Origin of the sequence: Amycolatopsis nivea (assembly GCF_004522235.1) — a bacterium.
Classification (GTDB): Bacteria; Actinomycetota; Actinomycetes; order Mycobacteriales; family Pseudonocardiaceae; genus Amycolatopsis; species Amycolatopsis nivea.
Map to the genome: position 1 here is coordinate 1 of NZ_SDLT01000020.1, position 22,905 is coordinate 22,905.

Below are 22,905 nucleotides of genomic sequence, written 5' to 3' on the forward strand. Positions count from 1 at the left end.
TCCAACTTCCGGGGCCCAGTTCACTCAGGGTTCCCCTCACGACCCTAAAACCGCAGCCAGTGCACCCAACGAGCGAGGCACCCAGCCCCTCCCCCGCACCCCGATACGAAGCGCATCTGCGGTTCGGGGGTGCTTGTCAAGGCATCTTTCCCGCCTTGACAAGCACCCCCGAACCGTCAGCACAATCAAGCTTCGGGGTGCCCCACGCAACCAACGGGCGCAATGTCGCCGCCAGGCGACGAGCCGAATCACAACAACGGCAAGGNAACCCCCGAACACGAGTAAGGGGGCCGACCACCGGCCGACCCCCGTGCTTACCCGGTCTTCCCAAGACCGCGAAAACGCTGACCCCGTGAATCTCCCCTAGATCTCCCTGTGAAAATCCCCAGGTCAGGCGCAATCGCGGCAGATCAGCCTGCCGCCGTTGTCCTCGGCGAGCCTGCTCCGGTGGTGCACCAGGAAGCAGACCGAGCAGGTGAACTCGTCCGCCTGCTTCGGCACGACCTTCACGGTCATGTCTTCCCCGGAGAGCCCGGAAAGGTCCGCGCCGGGAAGTTCGAAGTTCTCCGCGGTCGCGTCCTCGTCGACGTCGACGACGCCGGACTGGTTCTCGTTCCGCCGGGCCTTCAGCTCCTCCAACGAGTCTTCGGCCAGCTCGTCGGCTTCGCTGCGGCGCGGAGCGTCGTAGTCGGTAGCCATGGTGTCCCTCACCCCTGCGATTCAGCGTGTCGTCCTGCACCGGTTCCGGAGGCGCCCGATACCGGTCGTGCCGCTGGTCAACGTTCCAGCGCCCCTGTTTGTGCCCGGCCCGCGAGTGACCCAGGTCTCAGCCTGGCGGGCCTCGTTCTGCGGCCGGAGCCCGGGAAGGGTAGCTCACCGCCGGACGCGTCTCGCACCGAGTCGGACATTGCCGGTCCAGCGTCACCCGGGAGGGGGAACGCGCAGGTGAGACGCCTGTCCTCCGTTCGGGTTGCCCCGGCGTCGTAAACATCACCTCGCCGCCGAGTCGGCTTGCTCGCGCGGAGCCGTCCGTGGTGCGATCGCCACCGAGGGGCATTACGCGGAACGGGTGAAGGTGACCCGCGACACCGCGCGTCGCGAACAGCGCCTAGGCTCACCGGCTACCACGCCGGTGCGTACGCTGGCGGTTACCGCGAGGCGCGGCGGGGCGACCGCGGCCGGTTCTGCGAGGGGAAGGGACGGGGCAGGTGGCGTCGGGGAACGGGGCGGGGAACCGTGGTGCGCGGCCTTACCGCAAGCACCGTCCGCTGCCCGCGTTGATCGTGATCGGCGTGCTCGCGCTCGGCGCGGTGTTCGTCTGGGTCAACGCCGTGGTCGGCCGCGGCGACATCGACGAGGCGGTGCGCTGCAGCCCGGAGCCCAAGGCGCCGCCGGGGATCACCTACACCTCGGTCCCGCACAACGGCCTGGACGACCGGTCGCCGATGCCCCCGGACAAGGTCGCGCTGAAGGTGCTCAACGCCAGCAGCACGCGCGGGCAGGGCAGCATCGCCACCAACGCGCTGCGCGAACTCGGCTTCACCGCGATCGGCGATCCCGCCAACGACCCGGCGTACCCGAAGGGCGACGCGCGCTGCCGCGGCCAGATCCGGTACGGCGACAACGGCGCCGCCGCGGCCCGCACGGTCAGCCTGGTGGTCCCCTGCGCGGAACTGGTGCACGACACCCGCAAGGACGCCTCCGTCGACCTGGCCACCGGCAAGCTCTTCACCGACGTCCAGCCGCGGCCCGAGGCGGTCAAGATCCTCAAGCAGCTCACCGCCTGGTCGCAGGCGCACCAAGGAGGCGGCGGCAGCGAGCAGTCCGCCAGCCCCGGCGCGCCGGTGATCGACCAGACGCTCCTGGCCTCGGCGCGCTCCGTCACCTGCTGACCCCGCGGACGAGGTCAGCAGGCCCGGCCCGCGGTCACACCTCCGCCGCACCTCCCGCGACCAGCGCCGCGCGCAGTTCCGTCGCGATCCCCGGCGACGCCGCGAACGTCGCGTCCTCCCCCAGATCCGCCGCTTCGCCCGGCAGCAGCACCGTCGCGCCCGCCTCCTGCGCCACCAGCGCTCCGGCCGCCCAGTCCCAGCGGTGCAGACCGTGCTCGAAGAATCCGTCCAGCCATCCGGCCGCGACCGCGCACAGGTCCAGCGAAGCCGCGCCCCGGCGGCGGATGTCGCGCACCTGCCCGACGAGATCCGCGGTCAGCTTGCCCTGCCGGATCCGGCGGTCCCGCGCGTAGGAGAAGCCCATCCCGACGAGCGCCAGGTCCAGCCGGTCCGCCGCGGACACCGACAGCCGTTCGCCGTCGAGCCACGCACCGCCGCCGCGGACGGCCGTCCAGCGCCGGCCGCTCACCGGCTCCACGACCGCTCCCGCGACCGACACCCCGTCGATCTGCGCCGCGATCGACACCGCGAAGGCCGGCAGGCCGTACAGGAAATTGACGGTCCCGTCGATCGGATCGACCACCCAGGTGACCCCGCCGCCGAGCGCTCCCCCGCCTTCCTCGCCGAGCACCGGTTCCCCGGGCCGGATCCGCTCCAGCCGGGCGCGGACCAGTTCCTCCGACTCCCGGTCCACCGCGGTCACCACGTCGGTCTCAGCGGACTTCGTGTCCACCGCGACCTCGCCGCCGGACCGCATCCGCACCCAGGCCGTCCGGACCAGGTGCGCGGCCTCGACCGCGACCTGTTCGGAGGTGTTCTTCAGGTCGTTCAGCATCGCCTCGTCAACTCCCACGCCCGCCATGTCACCACATCCGGTTAAAGTCTCCGCAGCAGACTTCTGAATCGTGCGAGAAGGGACCACGTCAGTGACGGCGACCCGAGGTTTCGGAATCGACATCGGCGGCAGCGGGATCAAAGGCGCGCTGGTCGATTTGGAACAGGGACAGCTCATCGGGGACCGGCACCGGATCGAAACGCCGCAGCCCTCGACGCCGGACGCGGTGGCGGACGTCGTCGCCGAGATCGTCCGCGCGGCGGAATGGGACGGCCCGGTCGGCGTGACGCTTCCCGCGGTGGTCAAGAGGGGCACCGCGCACACCGCGGCGAACATCGACCACAAGTGGATCGGCACCGACGCCGAGGCGCTCTTCGCGAAGCGGCTCGGCAAGAGCGTCGGCGAGGTCACGATGCTCAACGACGCCGACGCCGCGGGCCTCGCCGAGATCCGCTTCGGCGACGCGGCCGCGCGCACCGGCGTGACCGCGCTGCTCACCTTCGGCACCGGCATCGGCAGCGCGCTGTTCCACGACGGCAAGCTCGTGCCCAACACCGAATTCGGCCATCTCGAGGTCGACGGCCACGACGCGGAAAAACGCGCCGCCGCTTCGGTGAAGGACAACGAGGGCCTGTCGTATCCGCAGTGGGCCAAGCGGGTGCACCGGTACCTCTCGGTGCTGGAGAACCTGATCTGGCCGGACCTGTTCATCGTCGGCGGCGGCGTCAGCAAGAAGGCCGAGAAGTGGGTGCCGCTGCTGGACATCCGCACGCCGGTGGTCGTCGCGTCGCTGCAGAACAACGCGGGCATCGTCGGGGCCGCCGCGGCCGCCGCGGAGGGCGCCGGGCACTGACCGCCGGGTCCGCGCCGGGTCTCGGACCGGTCACCGGGAGGCGCCGGGAAGGGGGCCGGAGGGTGATCGCTTCGCGACGCAGTGGGCCGACGTCGTTACAATGGAACACGGCGCAGGAGCTGCGGAGGCAAAACCGCAGGCCGAGGCGTGTTCCCCGAATGTGAGGCAGCTGAGGTGGCGACATCTCGGCTCGTCATGATCGACCGCTGCGAAAGGGCGTAAGTGGCAGCCGCAAGAACCGCAACCCGAGGCGGGACGAAGACAGCGACCGAAGCCGGCGAGCCGGCCGACGAGGCAGCCACCGGAGCGGCGAAGTCCCCGGCGCGCAAGACCGCCGCGAAGCCGGCGGGCGCGAAGAAGACTCCGGCCAAGAAGGCTCCGGCGAAGAAGGCCGCCGCGAAGGGTCCGAAGACCGACGACGGCGATCCCGACGGCCCGGTCGACCTCGACGAGGCCGAACTCGACAGCCCGGATCTGTCCGATCTCGAAGAGGTCGAGGTCGACGTCGTCGACGAGACGGTCAACGACGAGACCGACGACGATGACGACGACTCCGAGGACGAGGCCGAGGCGACCGAGGGGGCCGCGGGCGCCGCGACGTCCACCGCCGCCCGCCGCCGCGCGAGCGCCGCCGAGAAGGGCGGCAAGTCCTCGGACAACCCGGACTTCGTGTGGGACGAGGAGGAGTCCGAGGCGCTGCGCCAGGCGCGCAAGGACGCCGAGCTCACCGCGTCGGCCGACTCGGTCCGCGCCTACCTCAAGCAGATCGGCAAGGTCGCGCTGCTGAACGCCGAGGAGGAGGTGGAGCTCGCCAAGCGGATCGAGGCCGGGCTCTACGCCGCCGAGCGCGTGCGCACCGCCGAGGAGGAGGGCGAGAAGCTCGTCACCCAGATGCGCCGCGACCTCAAGTGGATCGTGCGCGACGGCGAGCGGGCCAAGAACCACCTGCTGGAGGCGAACCTCCGGCTGGTCGTGTCGCTGGCCAAGCGCTACACCGGCCGCGGCATGGCGTTCCTGGACCTGATCCAGGAGGGCAACCTCGGCCTGATCCGCGCGGTGGAGAAGTTCGACTACACCAAGGGCTACAAGTTCTCGACGTACGCCACGTGGTGGATCCGCCAGGCGATCACCCGCGCGATGGCCGACCAGGCGCGCACCATCCGCATCCCGGTGCACATGGTCGAGGTCATCAACAAGCTCGGCCGCATACAGCGCGAACTCCTGCAGGACCTCGGCCGCGAGCCGACGCCCGAGGAGCTCGCCAAGGAGATGGACATCTCGCCGGAGAAGGTCCTGGAGATCCAGCAGTACGCGCGCGAGCCGATCTCGCTGGACCAGACCATCGGCGACGAGGGCGATTCGCAGCTCGGCGACTTCATCGAAGACTCCGAGGCGGTCGTCGCGGTCGACGCGGTGTCGTTCACGCTGCTGCAGGACCAGCTCCAGTCGGTGCTGCAGACGCTGTCCGAGCGCGAGGCGGGCGTGGTCCGGCTGCGCTTCGGCCTCACCGACGGCCAGCCGCGCACCCTCGACGAGATCGGCCAGGTCTACGGGGTCACGCGCGAGCGGATCCGGCAGATCGAGTCGAAGACGATGTCGAAGCTGCGTCACCCGTCGCGTTCGCAGGTGCTGCGCGACTACCTGGACTGAGCTTCTCCGGTTCCCGCGAGAAACCCCGCCCCGCACTACGCGGCGGCGGGGTTTCTGCGTTTACCGACAACGCCGCCGCGGGATCGGCCCGGCATTTCCGCGAAATCCTTCCTTCGTCTGACCACAGTGGACGCGGACGACTCCGGAAAACCCGGCGACACCGGATCCCGATGCGAATTACGCTGCGGCGCAAGGGTAATCCGCGCAGTGAATCGCGGCGGGCGAACGTGCACCCGAACATGCAAGTCCGCGGCGACTCGGCGCGGCGGTGTTGCGCGCGTGTCCGTTTCCTGTTCACAACCGTTCACCCGGAACCCCCGGAACCGTTCCGGAATACTCATCGCCGGTGCACAGTCGCGCACCCACCGCGACACTGGGACCCGGGCAAGAGGCGAAAGTCGGTTGTTCTCTGCCCGAACACGGAAATCGTGATTGTTTGGTTGCCTGAAAACGAAGATCGCAACGAGTGATCGCCATTAAGCTGCGCCCACAACGAGCGTCAGTATTGGAAGGCAGCACCGCCCAGTGTTTTCGACGAAAACTCAATCGCGAGCGAGCCAGGGATGCCCGGCGGCGCGGAGCGGATCCTCCGGCCCCGGTGAAGCGAGGCAACTGTGATCGGGTTCCTCCTCCGCAGACTCGTCAACTACATCGCCCTGTGCCTCGTCGCGACTTTCGCGGCGTTCTCCTTGGCGTCGCTGTCGTTCAGCCCGCTGGACGCGCTCAAGCTGCGCAATCCGCCGGCTCCGCAGGCGACCATCGACGCCAAGGCCGCCGAGCTGCACCTGGACCAGGCGATCCCGCACCGGTTCTTCACCTGGCTGGGCGGCGTGTTCCAGGGCGACTTCGGCCGCACCGTGGCCGATCAGGCGATCACCGACGAACTGTTCCGCCGCGCGGGCGTGAGCCTGCGGCTGTTCCTGCTCGGGATCACGATCGGCATCATCATCGGCGTGCTGGTCGGCGTGGTCAGCGCGATCCGGCAGTACAAGATCAGCGACTACATCGCCACCACGTTCTCCTTCGTGGTGCTGTCGACGCCGGTGTTCGTGATCGCCACGATCCTCAAGGCGGGCGCGCAGTCGGTCAACGACAACCTGCTCGACGGCTACCAGTTCTTCATCGTGCAGGGCGAGGGCGGCGCGGTCGACGGCGGTTTCGGCGACGTCCTGCTCGACCGGCTGCAGCACATCATCGTGCCGACCCTGGCGATCGTGCTGACCCAGGTCGCCTACTACAGCCGCTACCAGCGTTCGGCGATGCTCGACGTGCTCGGCTCGGACTTCCTGCGCACCGCGCAGGCCAAGGGCCTCACCCGCAGGCGCGCGCTGTTCAAGCACGGCCTGCGCACCGCGCTGATCCCGATGGCGACGCTGTTCGCGTTCGGCTTCGGCCTGCTCATCACCGGCGGCGTCTTCACCGAGAAGATCTTCGGCTGGTACGGCATGGGCGACTGGCTGGTGACCGGCATCCAGAAGCAGGACACCAACATCGTCACCACCGTGACCCTGTTCATCGCGATCTGCGTGCTGCTCGCCGGCTGGCTCGCGGACGTGCTCTACGCCGCGCTCGACCCGAGGGTGAGGATCTGATGGCCGCCCCATTGAACGAGGCCGACCTCGCCGACTCGGCCGTCGCCGCCACCGAAACGGACGCCTCGCAGCAGACCGGGAAGTCCTCCAGCCGGGGCAGGCTCGTCGCCCGCCGGTTCTTCCGCAACAAGCTGGCCCTCGTCGGGCTCGTCGTGATCCTGCTGTTCTACGTGCTGGCGTTCACCTACAGCTGGTATTCGCCGTGGGGCTACGACGAACTGGACCCGACCTCGACGCTGATGCCGCCGGACGGCACGCACTGGTTCGGCACCAACCAGATCGGCGGCGACATGTTCGCGCAGACCATGCGCGGGCTCCAGAAATCGCTGACCATCGGCCTGCTGGCCGCGCTGTTCTCCACCGGCGTGGCCTCGATCGTCGGCTCCGCGGCGGGCTACTTCGGCGGCTGGACCGACCGGGTGTCGATGTGGGTCGTCGACCTGCTGCTGATCCTGCCGCCGTTCCTGATCATCTCGATCCTGTCGCCTGCTTTCCGCGGCAAGACCTGGCTGATCCTGGTCGGCCTGATCGCGCTGTTCCAGTGGATGATCACCGCCCGCATCGTCCGCGGCATGACGCTGACGCTGCGCGAGCGCGAGTTCGTGAAGGCCGCCAAGTTCATGGGCCAGTCCCCGTGGCGGATCATCTTCAAGCACATCGTGCCGAACATGGCTTCGCTGCTGATCATCGACGCGACGATCAACGTCGGCGTCGCGATCATCATGGAGACGTCGCTGTCGTTCTTCGGCTTCGGCGTGCAGGCTCCGGACGTTTCGCTGGGCACGCTGATCTCGGCGGGTTCCGACGCGGTCCGGACGTTCCCGTGGCTGTTCTACATCCCGGCCGGCTTCCTGGTGTTCACCGTGCTCGCGGTGAACTTCGTCGGCGACGGCCTGCGCGACGCGCTCGACCCGTCGTCCAGCCGTTCGCGGCGCAAGGAACGCAAGCGGATCGAAGAAAAGACGAAGTCGACCGCGTCGACGCAGACCGTGGGAGCAGAAGCATGAGCGCCGCACTCGAACTGAGCGCGGAAACGGGCAAGCCGACTGGCACCGTGCTCGAGGTTTCCGACCTCGAAGTGTCCTTCCCCTCCGAGTCCGGCCGCGTGCACGCGGTGCGCGGGCTGAACTACCAGGTCGAGGCCGGCGAGGTGCTCGGCATCGTCGGCGAGTCCGGTTCGGGCAAGTCGGTGTCGTCTCTGGCGGTGATGGGGCTGCTGCCGCCGCAGGCGCGCGTGTCGGGCTCGATCCGGTTCCAGGACAGCGAGTTGATCGGCAAGTCCGACACCGAGCTGTCGAAGATCCGCGGCAAGAAGATCTCGATGGTCTTCCAGGACCCACTGTCGGCGCTGACCCCGGTGTACACCGTCGGGGCGCAGATCGCCGAAGCGCTGCTGGTGCACGGCAAGGGCACGATCACCAAGCAGCAGGCGAACAACCGCGCGGTCGAACTGCTCGACCTGGTCGGCATCCCGAACGCGGCGGCGCGGGCGAAGGCGTTCCCGCACGAGTTCTCCGGCGGCATGCGCCAGCGCGCGGTGATCGCCATCGCGATCGCCAACGACCCGGACCTGATCATCGCCGACGAGCCGACCACCGCGCTCGACGTGACGGTGCAGGCGCAGGTGCTGGAGGTGCTGAAGACCGCGCAGGAGGTCACCGGCGCGGGCATCGTGATCATCACGCACGACCTCGGCGTGGTCGCCGGGTTCGCCGACCGGCTGATGGTGATGTACGCCGGGCGCGCGGTGGAACAGGGTCCGGTCGAGACGATCTACGCCCAGCCGCGGATGCCGTACACGCTGGGCCTGCTCGGTTCGATTCCGCGCGTCGACGCGCGGGAGAAGCAGCCGCTGGTGCCGATCGAGGGCCAGCCGCCGTCGCTGGTGAACCTGCCGCAGGGCTGCCCGTTCGCGCCGCGCTGCCCGCTGGCGATCGACGCTTGCCGGACGGCCGAGCCGGAGCTGTTCACGATCACGCCGGGCAACCCGAACGCGCCGGTCGACACGACGCACCGGGCCGCCTGCATCCGCACCGAGGAACTCGCCCGTCCCGACGCGGACGCCGCCGAGGTCTACGGGGCCGAGGTGATCGAGGAGGCCGAGGTCGCGTCCCTGCCGCGCACCGAGCGCTCGACCGTGCTGGACGTGCAGGACCTGCAGAAGCACTACGCGGTCAGCAAGGGCACCGTCTTCAAGCGCAAGGTCGGCGTCGTGCGCGCGGTCGACGGGATCACCTTCGACATCGTCGAGGGCGAAACCCTGGGCCTGGTCGGGGAATCCGGCTGCGGCAAGTCGACCACGCTGATGGAGATCCTCGAACTGGCGGCCCCGTCGCACGGTTCGGTCGCGGTGCTCGGCAAGGACGTGGCGAAGCTCGCGGGCAAGGACCGCAAGTCGATCCGCCGCGACCTCCAGGTGGTCTTCCAGGACCCGATGGCCGCGCTCGACCCCCGGCTGCCGATCGGCGACATCATCGCCGAGCCGATGGTGACGCACGGGTTCTCGAAGGAGCGCATCGACCAGCGGGTGCCGGAACTGCTCGGGCTGGTCGGGCTGCGGCCCGAACACGCCGACCGGTACCCGGCGGAGTTCTCCGGCGGGCAGCGCCAGCGCATCGGCATCGCGCGGGCGCTCGCGCTGGAGCCGAAGCTGATCGTGCTCGACGAGCCGGTGTCCGCGCTCGACGTGTCGATCCAGGCCGGCGTGATCAACCTGCTGGACGAGCTGAAGGCCAAGCTGGGCCTGTCGTACCTGTTCGTGGCGCACGACCTGTCGGTGGTCCGGCACATCGCCGACCGCGTGGCGGTGATGTACCTCGGCAAGATCGTGGAGATCGGCGACGTCCGCACGGTTTTCGAGGCGCCGCAGCACCCGTACACGCAGGCGCTGCTGTCCGCGATTCCGATCCCGGACCCGGCCAAGGAACGCGAACGCGGCCGGATCATCCTCACCGGCGACCTGCCCAGCCCGGCGAACCCGCCGTCGGGCTGCCGGTTCCGCACCCGGTGTTTCGTCTTCTCCCAACTGTCCGAAGAGGACAAGAAGAAGTGCGTCGACGTCGAACCTCCGCGCGAATCCCGCGCCGAGGACCACGACGTCGCGTGCCACTACGCCAAAACCCGCGAAGTCGTGTAGCCACGATCCGTTGGCACACCAGAAGAAGGAAGGTAAACACATGCGACGGAGAATGGCCGCGATCGTGGCCCCCGTTGCCGCTCTGGGGCTCCTGCTCGCCGCTTGCGGCGGAGGCAGCGGCGGCGGCGACAAGGGATTGCAGGACACCGGTTCCTCGGGCGTCAAGACCGCCGACATCAACGCGCAGCCGATGGACAAGGTGAAGGACGGCGGCGACTTCAAGTGGCCGGTCGACCAGCTGCCGGACAACTGGAACTACTACCAGGTCGACGGCACGGTCCTGGACGGCGCGAGCATGTTCGGCGCGATCCTGCCCTACCCGTTCCCGCAGAACGCGGACGCGACGGTCGGCCTGGACAAGAACTACCTGACCTCTGCTGAGATCGTCAGCAAGGACCCGCAGGTCATCGAGTACAAGATCAACCCGAAGGCCAAGTGGAGCAACGGGCGCCAGTTCTCCTGGGAGGACTTCGCCGCGATGGCGAAGGCGCTGAACGGCAAGGACACCGCCTACCAGGTGTCCAGCACCACGGGTTACGAGGACATCGCCAAGGTCGAGAAGGGCACTGACGACCTCGACGTCAAGGTCACCTTCGCGAAGAAGTTCGCGGAGTGGAAGTCGCTGTTCTCGCCGCTGTACCCGAAGGAGGCGATGGCCGACGCCAACACCTTCAACAAGGGCTGGGCGCAGAAGGCCCAGATCACCGCGGGTCCGTTCAAGATCAAGAGCGTCGACTACACCGCCAAGACCGCGGTGTTCGAGCGCGACCCGAACTGGTGGGGCGACAAGCCGAAGCTGGACACCGTGACCTACAAGGTCGTGGACCGTCCCGCGCTGGCGGACGCGTTCGCCAACGGGCAGATCGACTTCTACCCGCTGAACAACGACATCAACGCGTTCAAGCGGGCCCAGGCGGACCCGAACGCGGTGGTGCGCCAGTCGGCCTACCCCGACTACACGCACATGACGCTCAACGGCGCCCCGTCCTCGATCCTCGCGGACAAGGACCTGCGGCTGGCGGTCATGCGCGGCGTGGACACGGTGACCATCGCGAAGTCGATCCTCGGCCAGATGCAGAAGGACACGACGCCGATCGGCAACCACCTGTTCCTCAAGGGATCTAAGACCTACGAGGACAACAGCGGCCCGTACAAGTTCGACCAGAACGCGGCCAAGGCCGAGCTGGACAAGCTGGGCTGGAAGCAGTCCGGCGACCTGCGCGCCAAGGACGGCAAGCAGCTGAAGCTGCGCTTGGTCATCCCGTCGGGCACCCCGATCAGCCAGCAGACCGGCCAGATCCTGCAGTCGCAGCTGAAGGCGATCGGCGTGGGCATCGACATCGTCGCGGTCCCGTCGACCGAGTTCTTCAAGAACTACGTGAACGTCGGCAACTTCGACCTCACGCTGTTCCGCTGGATCTCGAACTCGTTCCCGATCGGCGGCAGCAAGGGCATCTACTACCTCGACCCGAAGAACGTCAACCAGAACTACGGCCGGATCGGCAGCGACAAGGAAAACCAGCTGCTCGACACCGCCGCGCAGGAACTGGACGACACCAAGCGGGCCGCGGACATCAACGCCGCGGACAAGGAGATCTGGGCGCTGGGCCACCAGCTTCCGATCTTCCAGTCGGTCGGAGCCTTCGCCGTCCGCAAGACGGTGGCCAACTTCGGTTCGCCGGGCTACGCGAACAACCCGTACGACTACCCGAAGATCGGATTCGTGAAGTAATCCTCCCCCAGCGGGAATCGAAGGAGCGGCGCGGACTCCCCGCGCCGCTCCTTCCTTTTTGGACAGTTAAGGTGATCCTTGTGCGGAAGTTCCTGCGATTGCGGCCGGTGCGGCACATCCTGGTGACGAGCGCGGTCGTGCTCGTCGCATGTGCCGCGGTGTTCGTGGTGCAGCTGCTGGAATTCAACAGCGCCCGGCCGCGGCTGCAGGGGCTGACGGTGAACGCGACCGGGATCGTCTCGCGGGTCGACGACAACACGGTCACCGTGCGGTTCCCGGTGCCGAACCAGCCGGAAGCGAGCGCGGCGGTCGAACTGGACACCACTCCCCCGCCGCTGGGCACGAAGGTTCCGGTGCGCTACGACCCGTCGGCCCCCTCGCGCGCGGTCACGACCGGCGCTTCGGCTTTGGTGACCGCCGACCGTGCCTCGACGTACGCGACCGTCACCGTGGTCGCGGTGCTCGCGATGCTGGCGGTGAACGGCTTCCTGCTCTTCACGCGATTCGTGCAGCCCTCTCGGCGCAAGGCGAGCGCGTCGGTGCCGATGCGCCGGGTGAAGGTGCAGCGCGGCTTGCTGACGCGGTCGTGGCTGGAGACCGACACCGCGACGCCGCGCTGGATCCCGGTGTATTTCTCGCCGACGCTGATCGGCCTGCCGTCGCCTTCGCGCGTCGAGGTGCTGGGCGACCTGCGTACGGACCGCCACGTTGCCGTCCGGATCAACGACGAGGTGCTGTACCCAGCGGGTTCGGTGCGCACGGGCGAGCCTCGCGGCCGTCGCCTGGACAACCCTTCCGAGCCGGACGAGGAACGCGCACTTGCCGCTGCCACGCCGGTACGGCTCGCGCGGCAGTTCCGTGCCGACCTGCCGGTGCTGGCGGTCGCCCCGGTGGTGGGCGCGTTCTGGGCGCTGGTCGACGGGAGCGGATTCGCGGGCTGGCTGACGGTCAGCGTGCTGATCGCGGCGTTCGGGTTCTGGTGGGCCGCTTTGCGCGGCTCGGACCCGTCACTCTGAGCGGATTCGCTGCTACAGTCGCGCCATGTCGTTCGAACGGCCCTAGGAACCCGGACGGGTCTACCCGTCCCTCGCGACCCTGCCTTGTCCTGAAGGCCGCAGTCCCCTGCGGCCGTGTCGCCGTTCCCAGGAGTTGTTCTTGTCCAGCACATCGAGTGCTGGGAGCTACCGTGCTGTCCTGACGATCCCGCATGCCGCCGCGACCTTCGGCGCGGCATTGACGGGCCGTCTCGCGTTCGGGGTGCTCCCGCTTGCGTTGTTGTTCACCGTCCAAGAGGCCACCGGATCCTTCACCGCCGCGGGCTCCGCCGTCGCCTGCTTCGGGCTCTCCTCGATCCTCATGCCGTTCAAAGCCCGCGTCATCGACCGCTTCGGGCCAGCTCGGACCCTTCCCGTTCTCGCCACCGCCACTGCCGCCCCACTCGCCGCACTAGCGCTGCTGGCCTGGTCCGGCGTCACTGCCTCGGCCCCGTATCTGCTGCTCAGCATCTTCTTCGGCGTCTGTGCCCCGCCGTTAGGGCCAGTGATGCGGATGCTCTGGCGAAGCCTCACCGCGAACACCGCGCTCCTCGAGCGCGCCTACAGCCTGGACTCTGCCTGCGAGGAAACCCTCTATCTCGCGGGTCCGGTCATCACCGGCGCGATAGTCGCGACAGCCTTCCCGGCTGCCGCGCTGCTCGCCGCCGCGGGATTGCTGTTCGGCGGGACGCTGGCGCTCTGCGCGACGCCAGTGGTCCGGTCCACTCGGGCGGCCGTGTCGGCAGAACCGCTCAGCTGGAGCCTCGGACCGCTGCGTAGCCGCCGATTCTCCGCGCTCGCCACGATCATCCTCATCACCGCCGCGGGCACCGGCATCGCCGTCACCACCGTCGCCGCCCGCGCGCAAGAACACGGCAATCCAGGAGCCGCCGGATACCTCGAAGCCGCGCTCGCCGCCGGGAGCGTCCTCGGCGGGCTCGCCTGGGGACAACGGAAACACAAGCGGCCAGCGTCCACCCAGCTGACCGGGCTGATCCTCGTCCTCGCCGCAGGAATCGCGCTCGCCGCCACCGCGGAAAACCTGGTGGTGCTCGGCATCGTCATGGCCGCCGCCGGCCTGGCCGTGGTGCCGTTGTTCATCGTGTCCTACCTGGCTGCGGACAAGCTGGTTCCCGAACACCAGCGCACCGAAGCCAGCACGTGGGTCAACACCGCCAACAACCTCGGCACCGCGGCAGGCTCCACCACCGCCGGTCTCCTGGTCGACCACGGAACGACCACCTCGACGTTCCTTACCGGCGCAGTCATCCTCGGTGTGGCGGCGGCGATGGCGAAACCGCTACTCCGATGACTCGAGCGCCGTCAGGATCTCCGCCACCTCCGGATACGACTCCTCGACCTTCCCCTCCTTGCCCAGCCGATACCGCTCCAACCGGACCGCACCGAGATGGCGGGCTTCGTAGTACAACGCCCGCCTCCGCGCCGACGGGGATGCGTCCGGCTGGCCGTAGGTGTCCCAGAACCAGTCCCGCCTCGAGCCGGTTTTCGCTGACGCCATGCGGATCGTCCAGTCCGCCGCCGGGTCGCCCCACCAGCTGCGGTCGTGGTCGAACACCCCGACGATCTCCAGTTCCGGCGTCAGCATCACGTTCACGTGCCACAGATCCCCGTGCAGCAGGCGCGGTTCGGCGATCTCGTCGAGCAGCGCGGCGTCGCGCTTCGCCCAAGCGGCTACCTCGCGCAGGTCCGATCCGTCGAGGCCGAGGTCTTCGACGTCCGCGGCGTTGTCCTCGAAGTACGCGATCAGCGCTTCGCTCCAGGTCGGGAAATGCGGCCCGGCCACGAGACCGAAGCCGGGGCCGCGCACGTCGTGGATAGCGCGGGTGATTTCGCCGAGCTGGCGGAAGTACGGCGCCCGTTCCTCCGGCTCGAAGCCCCGGAGGACTTCCGGGCCGGGCTCTCCGGGGAGAACGGCCTGCAGCACGTAATCGCGGCCGATGACCTGGTGCGTGAAATCGGCGGCGAGCGTGCGCGGCATCAGCGGCGAGATCGGCGCGAAGTACGGCGCGGCAAGGTATTCGTTGCGCATGAACTGGGGCTCGATCCGGGTCTGCCGCTCCGGTTCCGGGGCGACGCGCAGGATCGCCGGGCCGTCGGCCAGCTCCACTCGGTAGGTGTTGTTGTAGCCGCCCCATCCGATTTCGACGGCGGACCGCACGCTGGTGCCGAGCGCGCGGCGGCACAGCAGTTCGATCTGGTCGGTGGAGAGAGGTTGCTGGAACGCGTCCGAGGGCCGGTCTTGAGGCTGGAAGTCCACCGGGGCATCCTGCCACTCCGCTCAGGACAGCACTAATCCTTTACGGCTCAGCGATTCCTCGATCCGCAGCCGTTCGAGATCCCGGTCGGCACCCTCGCGCAAGCCGTCGAGCCGGTGTTCGACGCCGATCTCGCGGCAGGCGGTGACGAGCAGTTCGTCGTACGCCTGCCGGGTGCCGATCCGGCGTGCGGCGGGCGTTCCGGCGGGAAGCTGCGCGAGGGTCCGGCGTACTCGGCGCAAGTCCGCGGCCACCTGCTCCACCGGCGGTGCGGACGGCACGGGAACGGCACGTCGCCGACGCAGCCAGCGGCAGAGCGCGGGAACGCGGAGGGCAGCCCAGAACAACGCCGAGGGGGCCACGCTGACCACGGCGAACAGCAGAACCGGACCGGCCGCCATGCTCCCGAGTTTAGCCGCGGCGGCGGTTGCGCGCCCGGTTCGCGAACAGCACCGCCACGCCCGCGCCGAGCAGGACGATGCTGGCGATCACGTGCAGCTGCGGCGGCAGCACGTGCAACTGCAGGAACCAGCTCGGGTGCTCGGATCCGGCGATCCGGTTGATCAGCCCGCCCGCGCCCTGCACCACCAGGAGAACGCCGATCAGCTCGATCATCGCGACACCTCCTTTTTCGGCGCGGAGGAACCGAAAATCTCCTGCCACAGCGGTCCGAACACGAACCACAGACCGGTGACCGTGCCCAGCCGCGGCAGCCAGCCCCACAGCGGCTCGACGTGGCCCGATTTGCCGACCACCACGATCGCGAGCAGCAACAGCCCGGCGCTGATCGCGCAGGCCAGCACGCATTTGCCCCATTCGCGCCATTCCTTGCGAGCCTTCGCGCGGCCGTACAGCTTCTCCGGCCGCGGACCGCCGGCGAAGCGGTGCGCGAACCGGACGTCGGCCCACTCCACCATCGACGGGCCGAACACCACCGAGAAGCCCAGATACACCGCGGCCAGCCCGTGCGTCACGTTCGGCGTCGCGCCGTTCATCAGGTCGATCACCGTGATCACCAGCAGCACCAGGTCCACCACGGGCACCAGCGCGAGCAGCACGGTGCTGGCCTTCTGCTTGCGCAGCGCGTACCGGGTCAGCAGCCCGGCCGCGATGAAGACCCAGAACCCGATCTCGCACGCCACGATGGCCGCGGTCAACGGGCTGTTCAGAAACTCGTCCATGGCTTCACTGTCGCGGGCTCGGGCGTCCGCGCGCGTCAGCGGACGGCACGATCGGGGGGTCATCATTTCGTAGGACGACCGGGCCGCCGCGGTGTGCTGTCATGGTCGGGTGCGCCTGCGAGACCTGCGCTCGGCCCTCCCCCGGCCGCGCGAACTGCCGCCGTGGCAGCAGAACGGCCTCGTCGCGCTCGCGGTGTTCGCCGGCGGCACGATGCTGTACCTCACCGGCGGCCACCAGCTGCTGCCGAACGGCGACCCGTTCCCGCTCTGGGTCCGGTTCGCCGAACTCGGCGCGATGTGCCTCGCCGCGTTCCTGCGCCGGACGGTGCCGTGGGGGCTGCTGGCCGCCACCGGGATCGTCGGCGTCGACGTCGCGCTGGGCCTGTCGCTGCCGATCGTCATCGCGTACACGGACTTCCTGTACTCCGCGATGCTGCACGGTTCACGCTGGACGACCCGGGTGCTGGTCGGCGTGACCGCCACCGTCACGCTCACCGTGCTGTTCGTGTTCCTGGCCGTGGCGGGCTGGCGGGCGGCGGCGCTGGGCGCGTTCAGCATGCTGTCGTTCCTGCTGGTCCCGGTGTGGTGGGGCGCGAATGTGCGCCAGCAGAGCGATATCGCGGCGAGCGAACGTGCCAACGCCGAACAGCTCGCGACAATCGCCGCGCTGGACCGGCGGGCAGCGGTGGCAGCCGAACGCGCGCGGATGGCCCGCGACCTGCACGACGTCGTTGCCGGGCATCTGTCGGCTATCGCCATCCAGTCGGAGGCAGCACTGTCCATGGCGGACGATCCGAAGACCGCGCAGACCGTGCTCGTCGCGGTGCGGGAGAACAGCGTGCGTGCGCTGGAGGAAATGCGCGCGATGATCGGCCTGCTGCGTTCGGAATCCGCCGAGGACGAGGTGACCGCTCCGGCCCGGCTGGCCGAACTGGCCAGGCTGGTGGAATCGGCACGCGCGGCTGGCATGACGGTCACCGTAGATTCCACTGTGGACGAAGAACTGCCGACCGCGGTCGACCTCACCGCGTACCGGATCGCGCAGGAGTCGCTGACGAACGCGGTCAAACACGCGCCGGGCGGCCGGGTGACGGTGCGGCTTCGCGTGGCCGACAGCACGCTGACCGTCGAAATCGGCAACGAACTGCTCGGCGCGCCGACCCAGCCCGACAGCGGCGGGCACGGTTTGCTGAGCATGCGCGAGCGCGCGCACGCCGTCGGCGGCACCCTGCGAGCAGGACCGTCCGGGCCGCGCTGGCTTGTCCACGCCGAACTTCCCCTTGCCGGAGAGCCGTCATGACCGTCCGAGTCCTCGTCGCCGACGACCACGGCGCCATCCGCGCCGGGCTCGCGCTCATCCTCGGCAACGCCGAGGGCATCGAAGTGGTCGGCGAGGCCGCCGACGGCGAGGTAGCCCTGCGCCAGGCCCGCGCGCTGCGGCCGGACGTCGTCCTGATGGACGTCCGGATGCCCGGCACCGACGGGATCACCGCCACCCGCCAGCTGATCGCCGAGGGGCTCGCCGAAGTCCTCGTCCTCACCACCTTCGACCTCGACGAGTACGTGCACGCCGCCCTGCGCGCCGGGGCCGCCGGGTTCCTGCTGAAGTCGGTCGAGGCGCCGCGGCTGATCGAGGCAGTCCGGCTGGTCGCGGCGGGCGAGGGCGTGCTCGCCCCGCAGGTCACGAAGCGGCTGATCACCGCGTTCGCCAGCACCCCGGCCGGACCGTCGCCCGCCCCGACCGGTCTCGCCGACCTCACCGAACGCGAACGCGAGGTGCTCGGCTGCCTCGGCGCGGGACTCTCGAACGCCGAGATCGGCGCCCGGCTGTACATCGGCGAGGCGACGGTGAAAACGCACGTTTCCCGGGTGCTGGCCAAGCTCGGCCTGCGGTCCCGGGTGCAGGCGGCGATCCTCGCCCAGGACCACGGCATCGAGCCGCCCGGATAGCGGACCCGCGCCTCCGGCGAAGCCACCGCGAAAACCCACGATTCCCGGGCGCTCGCCAAGCTCAGCCCGCGCTCGCGCGTCCAGGCGACGATGCTCGCCCAGGACCACGGCCTCACTCCACCCGGATAGCCGATCTGCGCGTCGGGCCGTCACCTTCTAACGTTCCCCCATGGGTGAGCGGAGAACTCTCGACGTCGACGAAGTCCTCAAGCGACAGGAATCCGGCGAGCTGAAGCGGCGGCTCAGGGGACGCGACCTGATCGGGTTCGGCGTCGGCATCATCATCGGCACCGGGATCTTCACCCTCGCCGGGGTCGAGGCGAAAACGCACGCCGGGCCGTCGGTGACGCTCTCGTTCGTGATCGGCGCGGTGGTCGCCGGCCTCGCCGCGCTCTGCTACGCCGAGCTGGCCTCCAGCGTGCCGACCGCGGGCAGCGCCTACACCTACGCCTTCGCCACCCTCGGCGAGGTCTTCGCCTGGATCATCGGCTGGGACCTGCTGCTGGAGTTCGCGCTCGGCGCGGCCGTGGTGTCGCGCAGCTGGTCCGGCTATCTCGCGAACCTGCTCGGACTGTCGCCGGACTGGTTCGGCGAGAGCGCGACGGTCAACGTCGGCGCGGTGCTGATCATCGCGGTGCTGACGGTCGTGGCCGTGGTCGGCATCAAGGAGTCCTCGTGGCTCACGAACCTGCTGGTGCTCGTCAAGGTCGCGGTCTGCGTGCTCATCCTCGCCGTCGGCGTGTTCTTCGTGAAGGGTGCGAACCTCACCCCGTTCGTCCCGCCCGCGCAGCCGCCGTCGAGCAGTGCGAACGCGTTGCACCAGCCGGTGGTCCAGGCCGTCCTCGGGCTCGAGCAGTCGGTGTACGGCATCGCCGGCATGGTCACCGCCGCGGCGGTCGTGTTCTTCGCCTACACCGGGTTCGAGGCGCTCGCCAACCTCGGCGAGGAGACCATCAACCCGCGCAAGGACCTCCGGGTCGGCATCCTCGGCGCGCTGGCCGTGTGCGCGGTGCTCTACATCGGGGTCTCGATCGTGCTGACCGGCATGGTCCACTACACCGACATCGACTCCGGCGCGCCGCTCGCGGACGCGTTCGACCGGGTCGGCCAGCACTGGGTCGGCGCGCTGATCTCGCTGGGCGCGGTCACCGGGCTGACGTCGGTGATGATGGTCGAACTGGTCACGATCGGCCGCATCGGCTTCGCGATGGGCCGCGACGGCCTGCTGCCAAAGGCGATCGGCACGGCGCACCCGCGCTGGGGCACGCCGCACCGGATGACCATCGGCGGGGCCGCGCTGATCGCCGTGCTGGCGGCGTTCGTGCCGATTTCGGCGCTGGCCGACATGGTCAGCATCGGGGCGTTGTCGGCGATGATCATCGTCGCGGTCGCGGTGCCGGTGCTGCGCAAGCGCCGCCCGGACCTGAAGCGCCCGTTCACCGTGCCATTCTCGCCGGTGGTGCCGATCATCGCCGCGGTGGCGTGCTTCTACCTGATGCTGAACCTCGACGTGATGACCTGGATCCGGTTCGCCGCGTGGCTCGTGATCGGCCTGCTGATCTACTTCTTCTACGGCCGCAAGCACTCCCGCTTCGCCAAGTAGGTTCAGGCCACTGCCAGGTGCACGCGGTGGTGCCGCGGGTTCTCGACCTCGTCGAGCAGCGCCACGGCGAAGTCGGCGTACGAGATCTTGGCGGAGAAGTCGAACTGGTCGCCGATTTCGTAGCGGCCAGTGCGCTCGCCATCGTGGTCGAAGTCGCCGACCGGGCTGACGTACACCCAGTCCAGCCCGGCGCCTTCGGCGCGCAACACCTCGAGCCCCGCCGCGTGTGCCAGGCAGAAGGGCCGGAACTCCGCCGGACCCGAGTCCAGCGCCCGGGTTCCGTCAGCGGTGGGCAGCAGCACGGACAGCCCGACCGCGACCAGCCGGGCCTGCGCTAATCCGGCGACGAGAGCGTGTGCAGAGTTGGTGAAGAACGCGTGCGGGTCGGTGCCCTCGCCGTAGACCGCGGCCGCGTTGATGACCGCGTCGTGCCCGGCGGCCAGGGCAGCAACATCGGCCGCGCTGGTGACATCGCCTGCGACGACGTCGGCCAAGTCGCGGTAGCGCGCGGGATCGCGGACCACCGCGGTGACGTCGTGCCCGCGCCGCTGTGCCTCCGCGACCGCCTGCCGTCCGGCCCGGCCGCCCGCCCCGAAAACAACGATCTTGCTCATCGTGGGAATACCTCCTGGGGTGTCGATGCTCTGGAAGGTAGCCAGGGGGCCGGTTCCCTCCGGGATACTTCGAGAGGAGACCGCGATGACCGTTCGGCAGCCATTGCCTCCCGACCTGTTCGAGGAGCTGTGCCCGTCCGCGCTGGTGCCGTTCCGGTTCGGGGACAAGTGGTCCGCACTGGTCATCCGCTGCCTGGAGGACGGGCCGCGCCGGTTCTCCGAACTGCGGGTGCCGCTGCATCGCGTCACGCCGAAGGTGCTGACCCAGACTTTGCGCGGCCTCGAACGCTCCGGCCTCGTCTCCCGCACGGCGCACGCCGACCCGGCATCAGGCGTCGAATACGCGCTGACGCCGCTGGGCCGCAGCCTGCTGGAGCCGATGAAGACGGTGTACGGCTGGGTCGCCGAGCACTGGGAAGAACTGCTGGACGCGCAGGAGCGCTACGCCGCGCCGGTGCGCAACCCGGCGTAGGAAACCGCCTGCGCCAACGCCTCCGCATACCGGGAATCCGCGACCAGCAGCACCGATTCGAGCCCCGCCGCGATCCATTCCACCGGCTGGTCGTGCACGCCGTCGTCGCCCAGTTCGCGGTAAGTGTCCACAACGGACAGCAGCGTTCCCTCCGCGCCGAGCCGTACTCCGGCGATCAGCACGTGATGCGGCGCGGGCGGCCGCCACCGGTTCGTCCACAGTGGAGGAATGCCGGTGTCGAGGTAGTCCAGCAGCGCTCGTTCCGGCGTGTCCGGAGATCCCAGTTCCGCCGGGTCGACCCGCGCCAGCACCGCCACTCGCGGCAATTCCCACAGGCCCAGCAGCAAATCCGAGACCGCCGCCGCGCTCCACTCCCCCAGCGCCGGTACCACCGCCAGCTTCTCTTCCGACAGCGTCCGGATGGCTGCGGCCAAGCCGTCCAGCGAGGTGCCCGCAGCTGTCTCGTCGAACGGCACCGGAAGGCGGAAGTCGTTGCGGGACAACGCACCTGCCGGACGACTGGGCGATGCGCGCACGGTCCCGGCAGCGATCGCGACCTCGTCCTGGTCCGGCACCGCGATGTCCGCCGCGCGCAGCGTCACGAGCCCGGTGAAGGCCGCCGCCAACCCGTCTTTCTGCGGCAGTTCCGCCCGGGCCTCGGCGACCAGGCGCGCACCGCCGGGAAGCCAGTGGACGTCGGAAAGCCCCGTGTTCAGTACCGCCACAGATGCGCCGCCACGATCTCCTCAGGCGCCCGCTCGGCGGCCCACGCCGCGTCCGAGGCGCGCACCGCGCGGAACGCGCCGAGCAGCTCGTCCCCCAGCGCCCCGGACACGCGCGGATTCGCCAGCAGCGCAGTGTCCTGTTCGGACGGACTCGCCGGCAGCGGCAGCACGCCCGCGGTGTTCCGTTCCCCTTCGCTCCAGCCGCCCGGGTCCTCTGCGATCGGCTCCGGCAGCACCGCCGAATCCTCGATCCCGGCCATTCCGGCAGCGAGCACTACCGCCAGCGCGAGATACGGATTGGCCGACGCGTCCGACGTCTTCAGCTCGACATTCGCGTGCTCCGTCCCGAGCAGCGCTGTGCCCGGGACGTACCGCAGCGGCGCTTCGCGGTTCTCGACGCCCCAAAACGCATACGCACCAGCGAAAAACCCTGGCCGCAACCGCATCGTCGACGGCACGCTCGGCGCGGTGATCGCCGTCAGCGCGGGCAAATCCCGCAGCAGCCCGCCGAGGTACGCCGCGCCTTCGCCTTCCGGCACCCCGTCGCCAGCCAGGAGGTTGCGGCCCTTGCGACGGACCGAAGTGTGCAAGTGCCAGCCGTTTCCCGCGGCTCCGAGGCCGATCATCGGCGCGAAAGTCGCCACCAGCCCGTGTGCGTGCGCGGCCGCGTGGATGGTCTGGCGCGCCAGAAGCTGGTCGTCCGCCGCGGAGACCGGATCCGTGGCGGCAAGCGACAATTCCAGCTGCGCCACGCCGTATTCCGCGTGCAGCTGGCCGATCTGCAGGCCGTTCGCGGAGAAATCGTGCAGCAGCGCGGCAATGAAGTCGTCCAGGCCGATCAGCGCGTGCGGACTGTAAGCCGGACCGCGGTGTCCCGGCGCGGACACGACGTCCTCGCTGCCCGCTGGCGCTACGGAAAACTCCAGCTCGTACCCCGCCCGGAACTCGAGACCACGTTGTGCTGCCTCGGCGACCTGCCGCTCCAGCACGGAACGCTGGCAGTACGGCCACGGCGAACCGTCCGCCGCGATCTGCCGCACCGGTGCCCAAGCCAGCGCAGGCTGCCCGGCAAGGCGACGGAGGCGTTCCACGACCGGCACCAGCCGGATGTCGCCCGACGGAGTGCCGAGACCGGAATGGGCGTAGGTGATGGCGTCGTGGCTGTCGAAGACCGCGAACAGCGAGGTCGCGCCCACGCCGCGGACCGCCGCGTCGGCCAGCCCGCCGACCGGGACCACCCGCGAGCGCGGGATGCCGTTGTTGTCCGCCCAGGCCAGGTGGACGCCACCGACCCCCGCCGCGGCCAGGTCTTTCGCCGCCGCCGACGCCGCCTTGGTCATGGCAACCTCCTCGGGATCAG

The 22,905-nt window shown here is 69.4% G+C and carries 22 protein-coding genes; 13 read left to right on the plus strand and 9 right to left on the minus strand.

All coding sequences use genetic code 11. The annotated features are described in order from the left end of the window. Positions 1–390: 390 nt before the first annotated feature. Positions 391–699, minus strand: a complete 309-nt coding sequence (locus tag EIZ44_RS22880; protein WP_013224476.1) for a DUF4193 domain-containing protein — start codon at positions 697–699, stop codon at positions 391–393. A gap of 509 nt (positions 700–1,208) precedes the next feature. On the opposite strand from EIZ44_RS22880, the gene cei reads away from it, so the two are divergent. Then, positions 1,209–1,892, plus strand: a complete 684-nt coding sequence (gene cei, locus EIZ44_RS22885) for an envelope integrity protein Cei (protein WP_037819138.1) — start codon at positions 1,209–1,211, stop codon at positions 1,890–1,892. Positions 1,893–1,926: 34 nt separating this feature from the next. Here the strand turns inward: cei and EIZ44_RS22890 are convergent, their stop codons facing one another. Further along, positions 1,927–2,754, minus strand: coding sequence for an inositol monophosphatase family protein (locus EIZ44_RS22890; RefSeq protein ID WP_134731129.1), 828 nt, complete (start codon positions 2,752–2,754; stop codon positions 1,927–1,929). Positions 2,755–2,818: 64 nt separating this feature from the next. Between EIZ44_RS22890 and ppgK the strand changes: the two genes are divergently transcribed. The 8 genes from ppgK to EIZ44_RS22930 all read left to right on the plus strand — a co-directional run bounded on the left by ppgK (position 2,819) and on the right by EIZ44_RS22930 (position 14,036). Continuing rightward, positions 2,819–3,580, plus strand: a complete 762-nt coding sequence (ppgK, locus tag EIZ44_RS22895; RefSeq protein ID WP_037819144.1) for a polyphosphate--glucose phosphotransferase — start codon at positions 2,819–2,821, stop codon at positions 3,578–3,580. 222 nt (positions 3,581–3,802) lie between these two features. Further along, positions 3,803–5,230 carry an RNA polymerase sigma factor gene (locus EIZ44_RS22900; protein WP_134666455.1) on the plus strand — a complete coding sequence of 476 codons (1,428 nt, stop codon included), beginning with the start codon at positions 3,803–3,805 and terminating at the stop codon, positions 5,228–5,230. Between the two features lie 614 nt (positions 5,231–5,844). Further along, a complete protein-coding gene (locus EIZ44_RS22905) occupies positions 5,845–6,822 on the plus strand; it encodes an ABC transporter permease (RefSeq protein WP_037819149.1) in 978 nt (325 codons plus the stop codon). Continuing rightward, entirely contained in the window at positions 6,822–7,829 is a 1,008-nt protein-coding gene (locus EIZ44_RS22910; RefSeq protein WP_134666457.1) for an ABC transporter permease, read from the plus strand. Before EIZ44_RS22905 ends, EIZ44_RS22910 begins: the two co-directional genes overlap by 1 nt. After that, complete coding sequence (locus EIZ44_RS22915) at positions 7,826–9,958, plus strand: ABC transporter ATP-binding protein (RefSeq protein WP_037819153.1); 2,133 nt, start codon at positions 7,826–7,828, stop codon at positions 9,956–9,958. Before EIZ44_RS22910 ends, EIZ44_RS22915 begins: the two co-directional genes overlap by 4 nt. 40 nt (positions 9,959–9,998) lie before the next feature. Further along, positions 9,999–11,690 carry an ABC transporter family substrate-binding protein gene (locus EIZ44_RS22920; protein ID WP_134731131.1) on the plus strand — a complete coding sequence of 564 codons (1,692 nt, stop codon included), beginning with the start codon at positions 9,999–10,001 and terminating at the stop codon, positions 11,688–11,690. An 80-nt stretch (positions 11,691–11,770) separates the two neighbouring features. Continuing rightward, positions 11,771–12,706: a DUF3592 domain-containing protein gene (locus EIZ44_RS22925; protein WP_205673274.1), complete on the plus strand. Its 936-nt coding sequence runs from the start codon at positions 11,771–11,773 to the stop codon at positions 12,704–12,706. A gap of 139 nt (positions 12,707–12,845) precedes the next feature. After that, on the plus strand, positions 12,846–14,036 hold the full coding sequence (locus EIZ44_RS22930) for an MFS transporter (RefSeq protein ID WP_134731135.1): 1,191 nt from the start codon (positions 12,846–12,848) through the stop codon (positions 14,034–14,036). On the opposite strand, the gene EIZ44_RS22935 is transcribed toward EIZ44_RS22930, so the two are convergent. The 4 genes from EIZ44_RS22935 to EIZ44_RS22950 are packed head-to-tail and all read right to left on the minus strand — an operon-like array spanning position 14,025 to position 16,181. Continuing rightward, on the minus strand, positions 14,025–15,002 hold the full coding sequence (locus EIZ44_RS22935; RefSeq protein WP_134731137.1) for a phosphotransferase family protein: 978 nt from the start codon (positions 15,000–15,002) through the stop codon (positions 14,025–14,027). The genes EIZ44_RS22930 and EIZ44_RS22935 overlap by 12 nt on opposite strands. 21 nt (positions 15,003–15,023) lie before the next feature. Next, positions 15,024–15,401, minus strand: a complete 378-nt coding sequence (locus tag EIZ44_RS22940) for a hypothetical protein (RefSeq protein ID WP_134668162.1) — start codon at positions 15,399–15,401, stop codon at positions 15,024–15,026. Positions 15,402–15,411: 10 nt separating this feature from the next. Beyond that, a complete protein-coding gene (locus EIZ44_RS22945) occupies positions 15,412–15,615 on the minus strand; it encodes a hypothetical protein (protein WP_037819169.1) in 204 nt (67 codons plus the stop codon). Continuing rightward, positions 15,612–16,181, minus strand: coding sequence for a hypothetical protein (locus EIZ44_RS22950; protein ID WP_037819170.1), 570 nt, complete (start codon positions 16,179–16,181; stop codon positions 15,612–15,614). Before EIZ44_RS22950 ends, EIZ44_RS22945 begins: the two co-directional genes overlap by 4 nt. A 124-nt stretch (positions 16,182–16,305) precedes the next feature. Between EIZ44_RS22950 and EIZ44_RS22955 the strand changes: the two genes are divergently transcribed. The 3 genes from EIZ44_RS22955 to EIZ44_RS22970 all read left to right on the plus strand — a co-directional run bounded on the left by EIZ44_RS22955 (position 16,306) and on the right by EIZ44_RS22970 (position 19,734). Beyond that, complete coding sequence (locus EIZ44_RS22955) at positions 16,306–17,481, plus strand: sensor histidine kinase (RefSeq protein ID WP_134731245.1); 1,176 nt, start codon at positions 16,306–16,308, stop codon at positions 17,479–17,481. Further along, complete coding sequence (locus tag EIZ44_RS22960; RefSeq protein WP_134731139.1) at positions 17,478–18,131, plus strand: response regulator; 654 nt, start codon at positions 17,478–17,480, stop codon at positions 18,129–18,131. The genes EIZ44_RS22955 and EIZ44_RS22960 overlap by 4 nt, the downstream gene beginning before the upstream one ends. A gap of 169 nt (positions 18,132–18,300) precedes the next feature. Then, positions 18,301–19,734: an APC family permease gene (locus EIZ44_RS22970; protein WP_037819174.1), complete on the plus strand. Its 1,434-nt coding sequence runs from the start codon at positions 18,301–18,303 to the stop codon at positions 19,732–19,734. A 2-nt stretch (positions 19,735–19,736) separates the two neighbouring features. Here the strand turns inward: EIZ44_RS22970 and EIZ44_RS22975 are convergent, their stop codons facing one another. After that, on the minus strand, positions 19,737–20,534 hold the full coding sequence (locus EIZ44_RS22975; RefSeq protein ID WP_276323744.1) for an NAD(P)-dependent oxidoreductase: 798 nt from the start codon (positions 20,532–20,534) through the stop codon (positions 19,737–19,739). Here EIZ44_RS22975 and EIZ44_RS22980 point away from each other — a divergent pair. Continuing rightward, positions 20,434–20,820: a winged helix-turn-helix transcriptional regulator gene (locus EIZ44_RS22980; RefSeq protein WP_037819180.1), complete on the plus strand. Its 387-nt coding sequence runs from the start codon at positions 20,434–20,436 to the stop codon at positions 20,818–20,820. The two genes, EIZ44_RS22975 and EIZ44_RS22980, sit on opposite strands and share 101 nt — an antisense overlap. Here the strand turns inward: EIZ44_RS22980 and EIZ44_RS22985 are convergent. Further along, positions 20,790–21,545, minus strand: a complete 756-nt coding sequence (locus tag EIZ44_RS22985; protein WP_134731143.1) for a DUF6885 family protein — start codon at positions 21,543–21,545, stop codon at positions 20,790–20,792. The genes EIZ44_RS22980 and EIZ44_RS22985 overlap by 31 nt on opposite strands. Then, positions 21,533–22,885, minus strand: a complete 1,353-nt coding sequence (locus EIZ44_RS22990; RefSeq protein ID WP_167754249.1) for a type I glutamate--ammonia ligase — start codon at positions 22,883–22,885, stop codon at positions 21,533–21,535. Before EIZ44_RS22990 ends, EIZ44_RS22985 begins: the two co-directional genes overlap by 13 nt. Positions 22,886–22,905 lie beyond the last annotated feature (20 nt).

Coding starts and splice junctions, on each gene's coding strand:
- EIZ44_RS22915 (WP_037819153.1), top strand. CDS start 7,826: ATGAGCGCCGCACTCGAACTGAGCGCGGAAACGGGCAAGCCGACTGGC.
- EIZ44_RS22990 (WP_167754249.1), bottom strand. CDS start 22,885: ATGACCAAGGCGGCGTCGGCGGCGGCGAAAGACCTGGCCGCGGCGGGG.
- EIZ44_RS22945 (WP_037819169.1), bottom strand. CDS start 15,615: ATGATCGAGCTGATCGGCGTTCTCCTGGTGGTGCAGGGCGCGGGCGGG.
- EIZ44_RS22970 (WP_037819174.1), top strand. CDS start 18,301: ATGGGTGAGCGGAGAACTCTCGACGTCGACGAAGTCCTCAAGCGACAG.
- EIZ44_RS22960 (WP_134731139.1), top strand. CDS start 17,478: ATGACCGTCCGAGTCCTCGTCGCCGACGACCACGGCGCCATCCGCGCC.
- EIZ44_RS22880 (WP_013224476.1), bottom strand. CDS start 699: ATGGCTACCGACTACGACGCTCCGCGCCGCAGCGAAGCCGACGAGCTG.
- EIZ44_RS22920 (WP_134731131.1), top strand. CDS start 9,999: ATGCGACGGAGAATGGCCGCGATCGTGGCCCCCGTTGCCGCTCTGGGG.
- EIZ44_RS22980 (WP_037819180.1), top strand. CDS start 20,434: ATGACCGTTCGGCAGCCATTGCCTCCCGACCTGTTCGAGGAGCTGTGC.
- EIZ44_RS22940 (WP_134668162.1), bottom strand. CDS start 15,401: ATGGCGGCCGGTCCGGTTCTGCTGTTCGCCGTGGTCAGCGTGGCCCCC.
- EIZ44_RS22950 (WP_037819170.1), bottom strand. CDS start 16,181: ATGGACGAGTTTCTGAACAGCCCGTTGACCGCGGCCATCGTGGCGTGC.
- EIZ44_RS22890 (WP_134731129.1), bottom strand. CDS start 2,754: ATGGCGGGCGTGGGAGTTGACGAGGCGATGCTGAACGACCTGAAGAAC.
- EIZ44_RS22910 (WP_134666457.1), top strand. CDS start 6,822: ATGGCCGCCCCATTGAACGAGGCCGACCTCGCCGACTCGGCCGTCGCC.
- EIZ44_RS22975 (WP_276323744.1), bottom strand. CDS start 20,534: ATGACCAGTGCGGACCACTTGTCCCCGAACCGGAACGGCACCAGCGCG.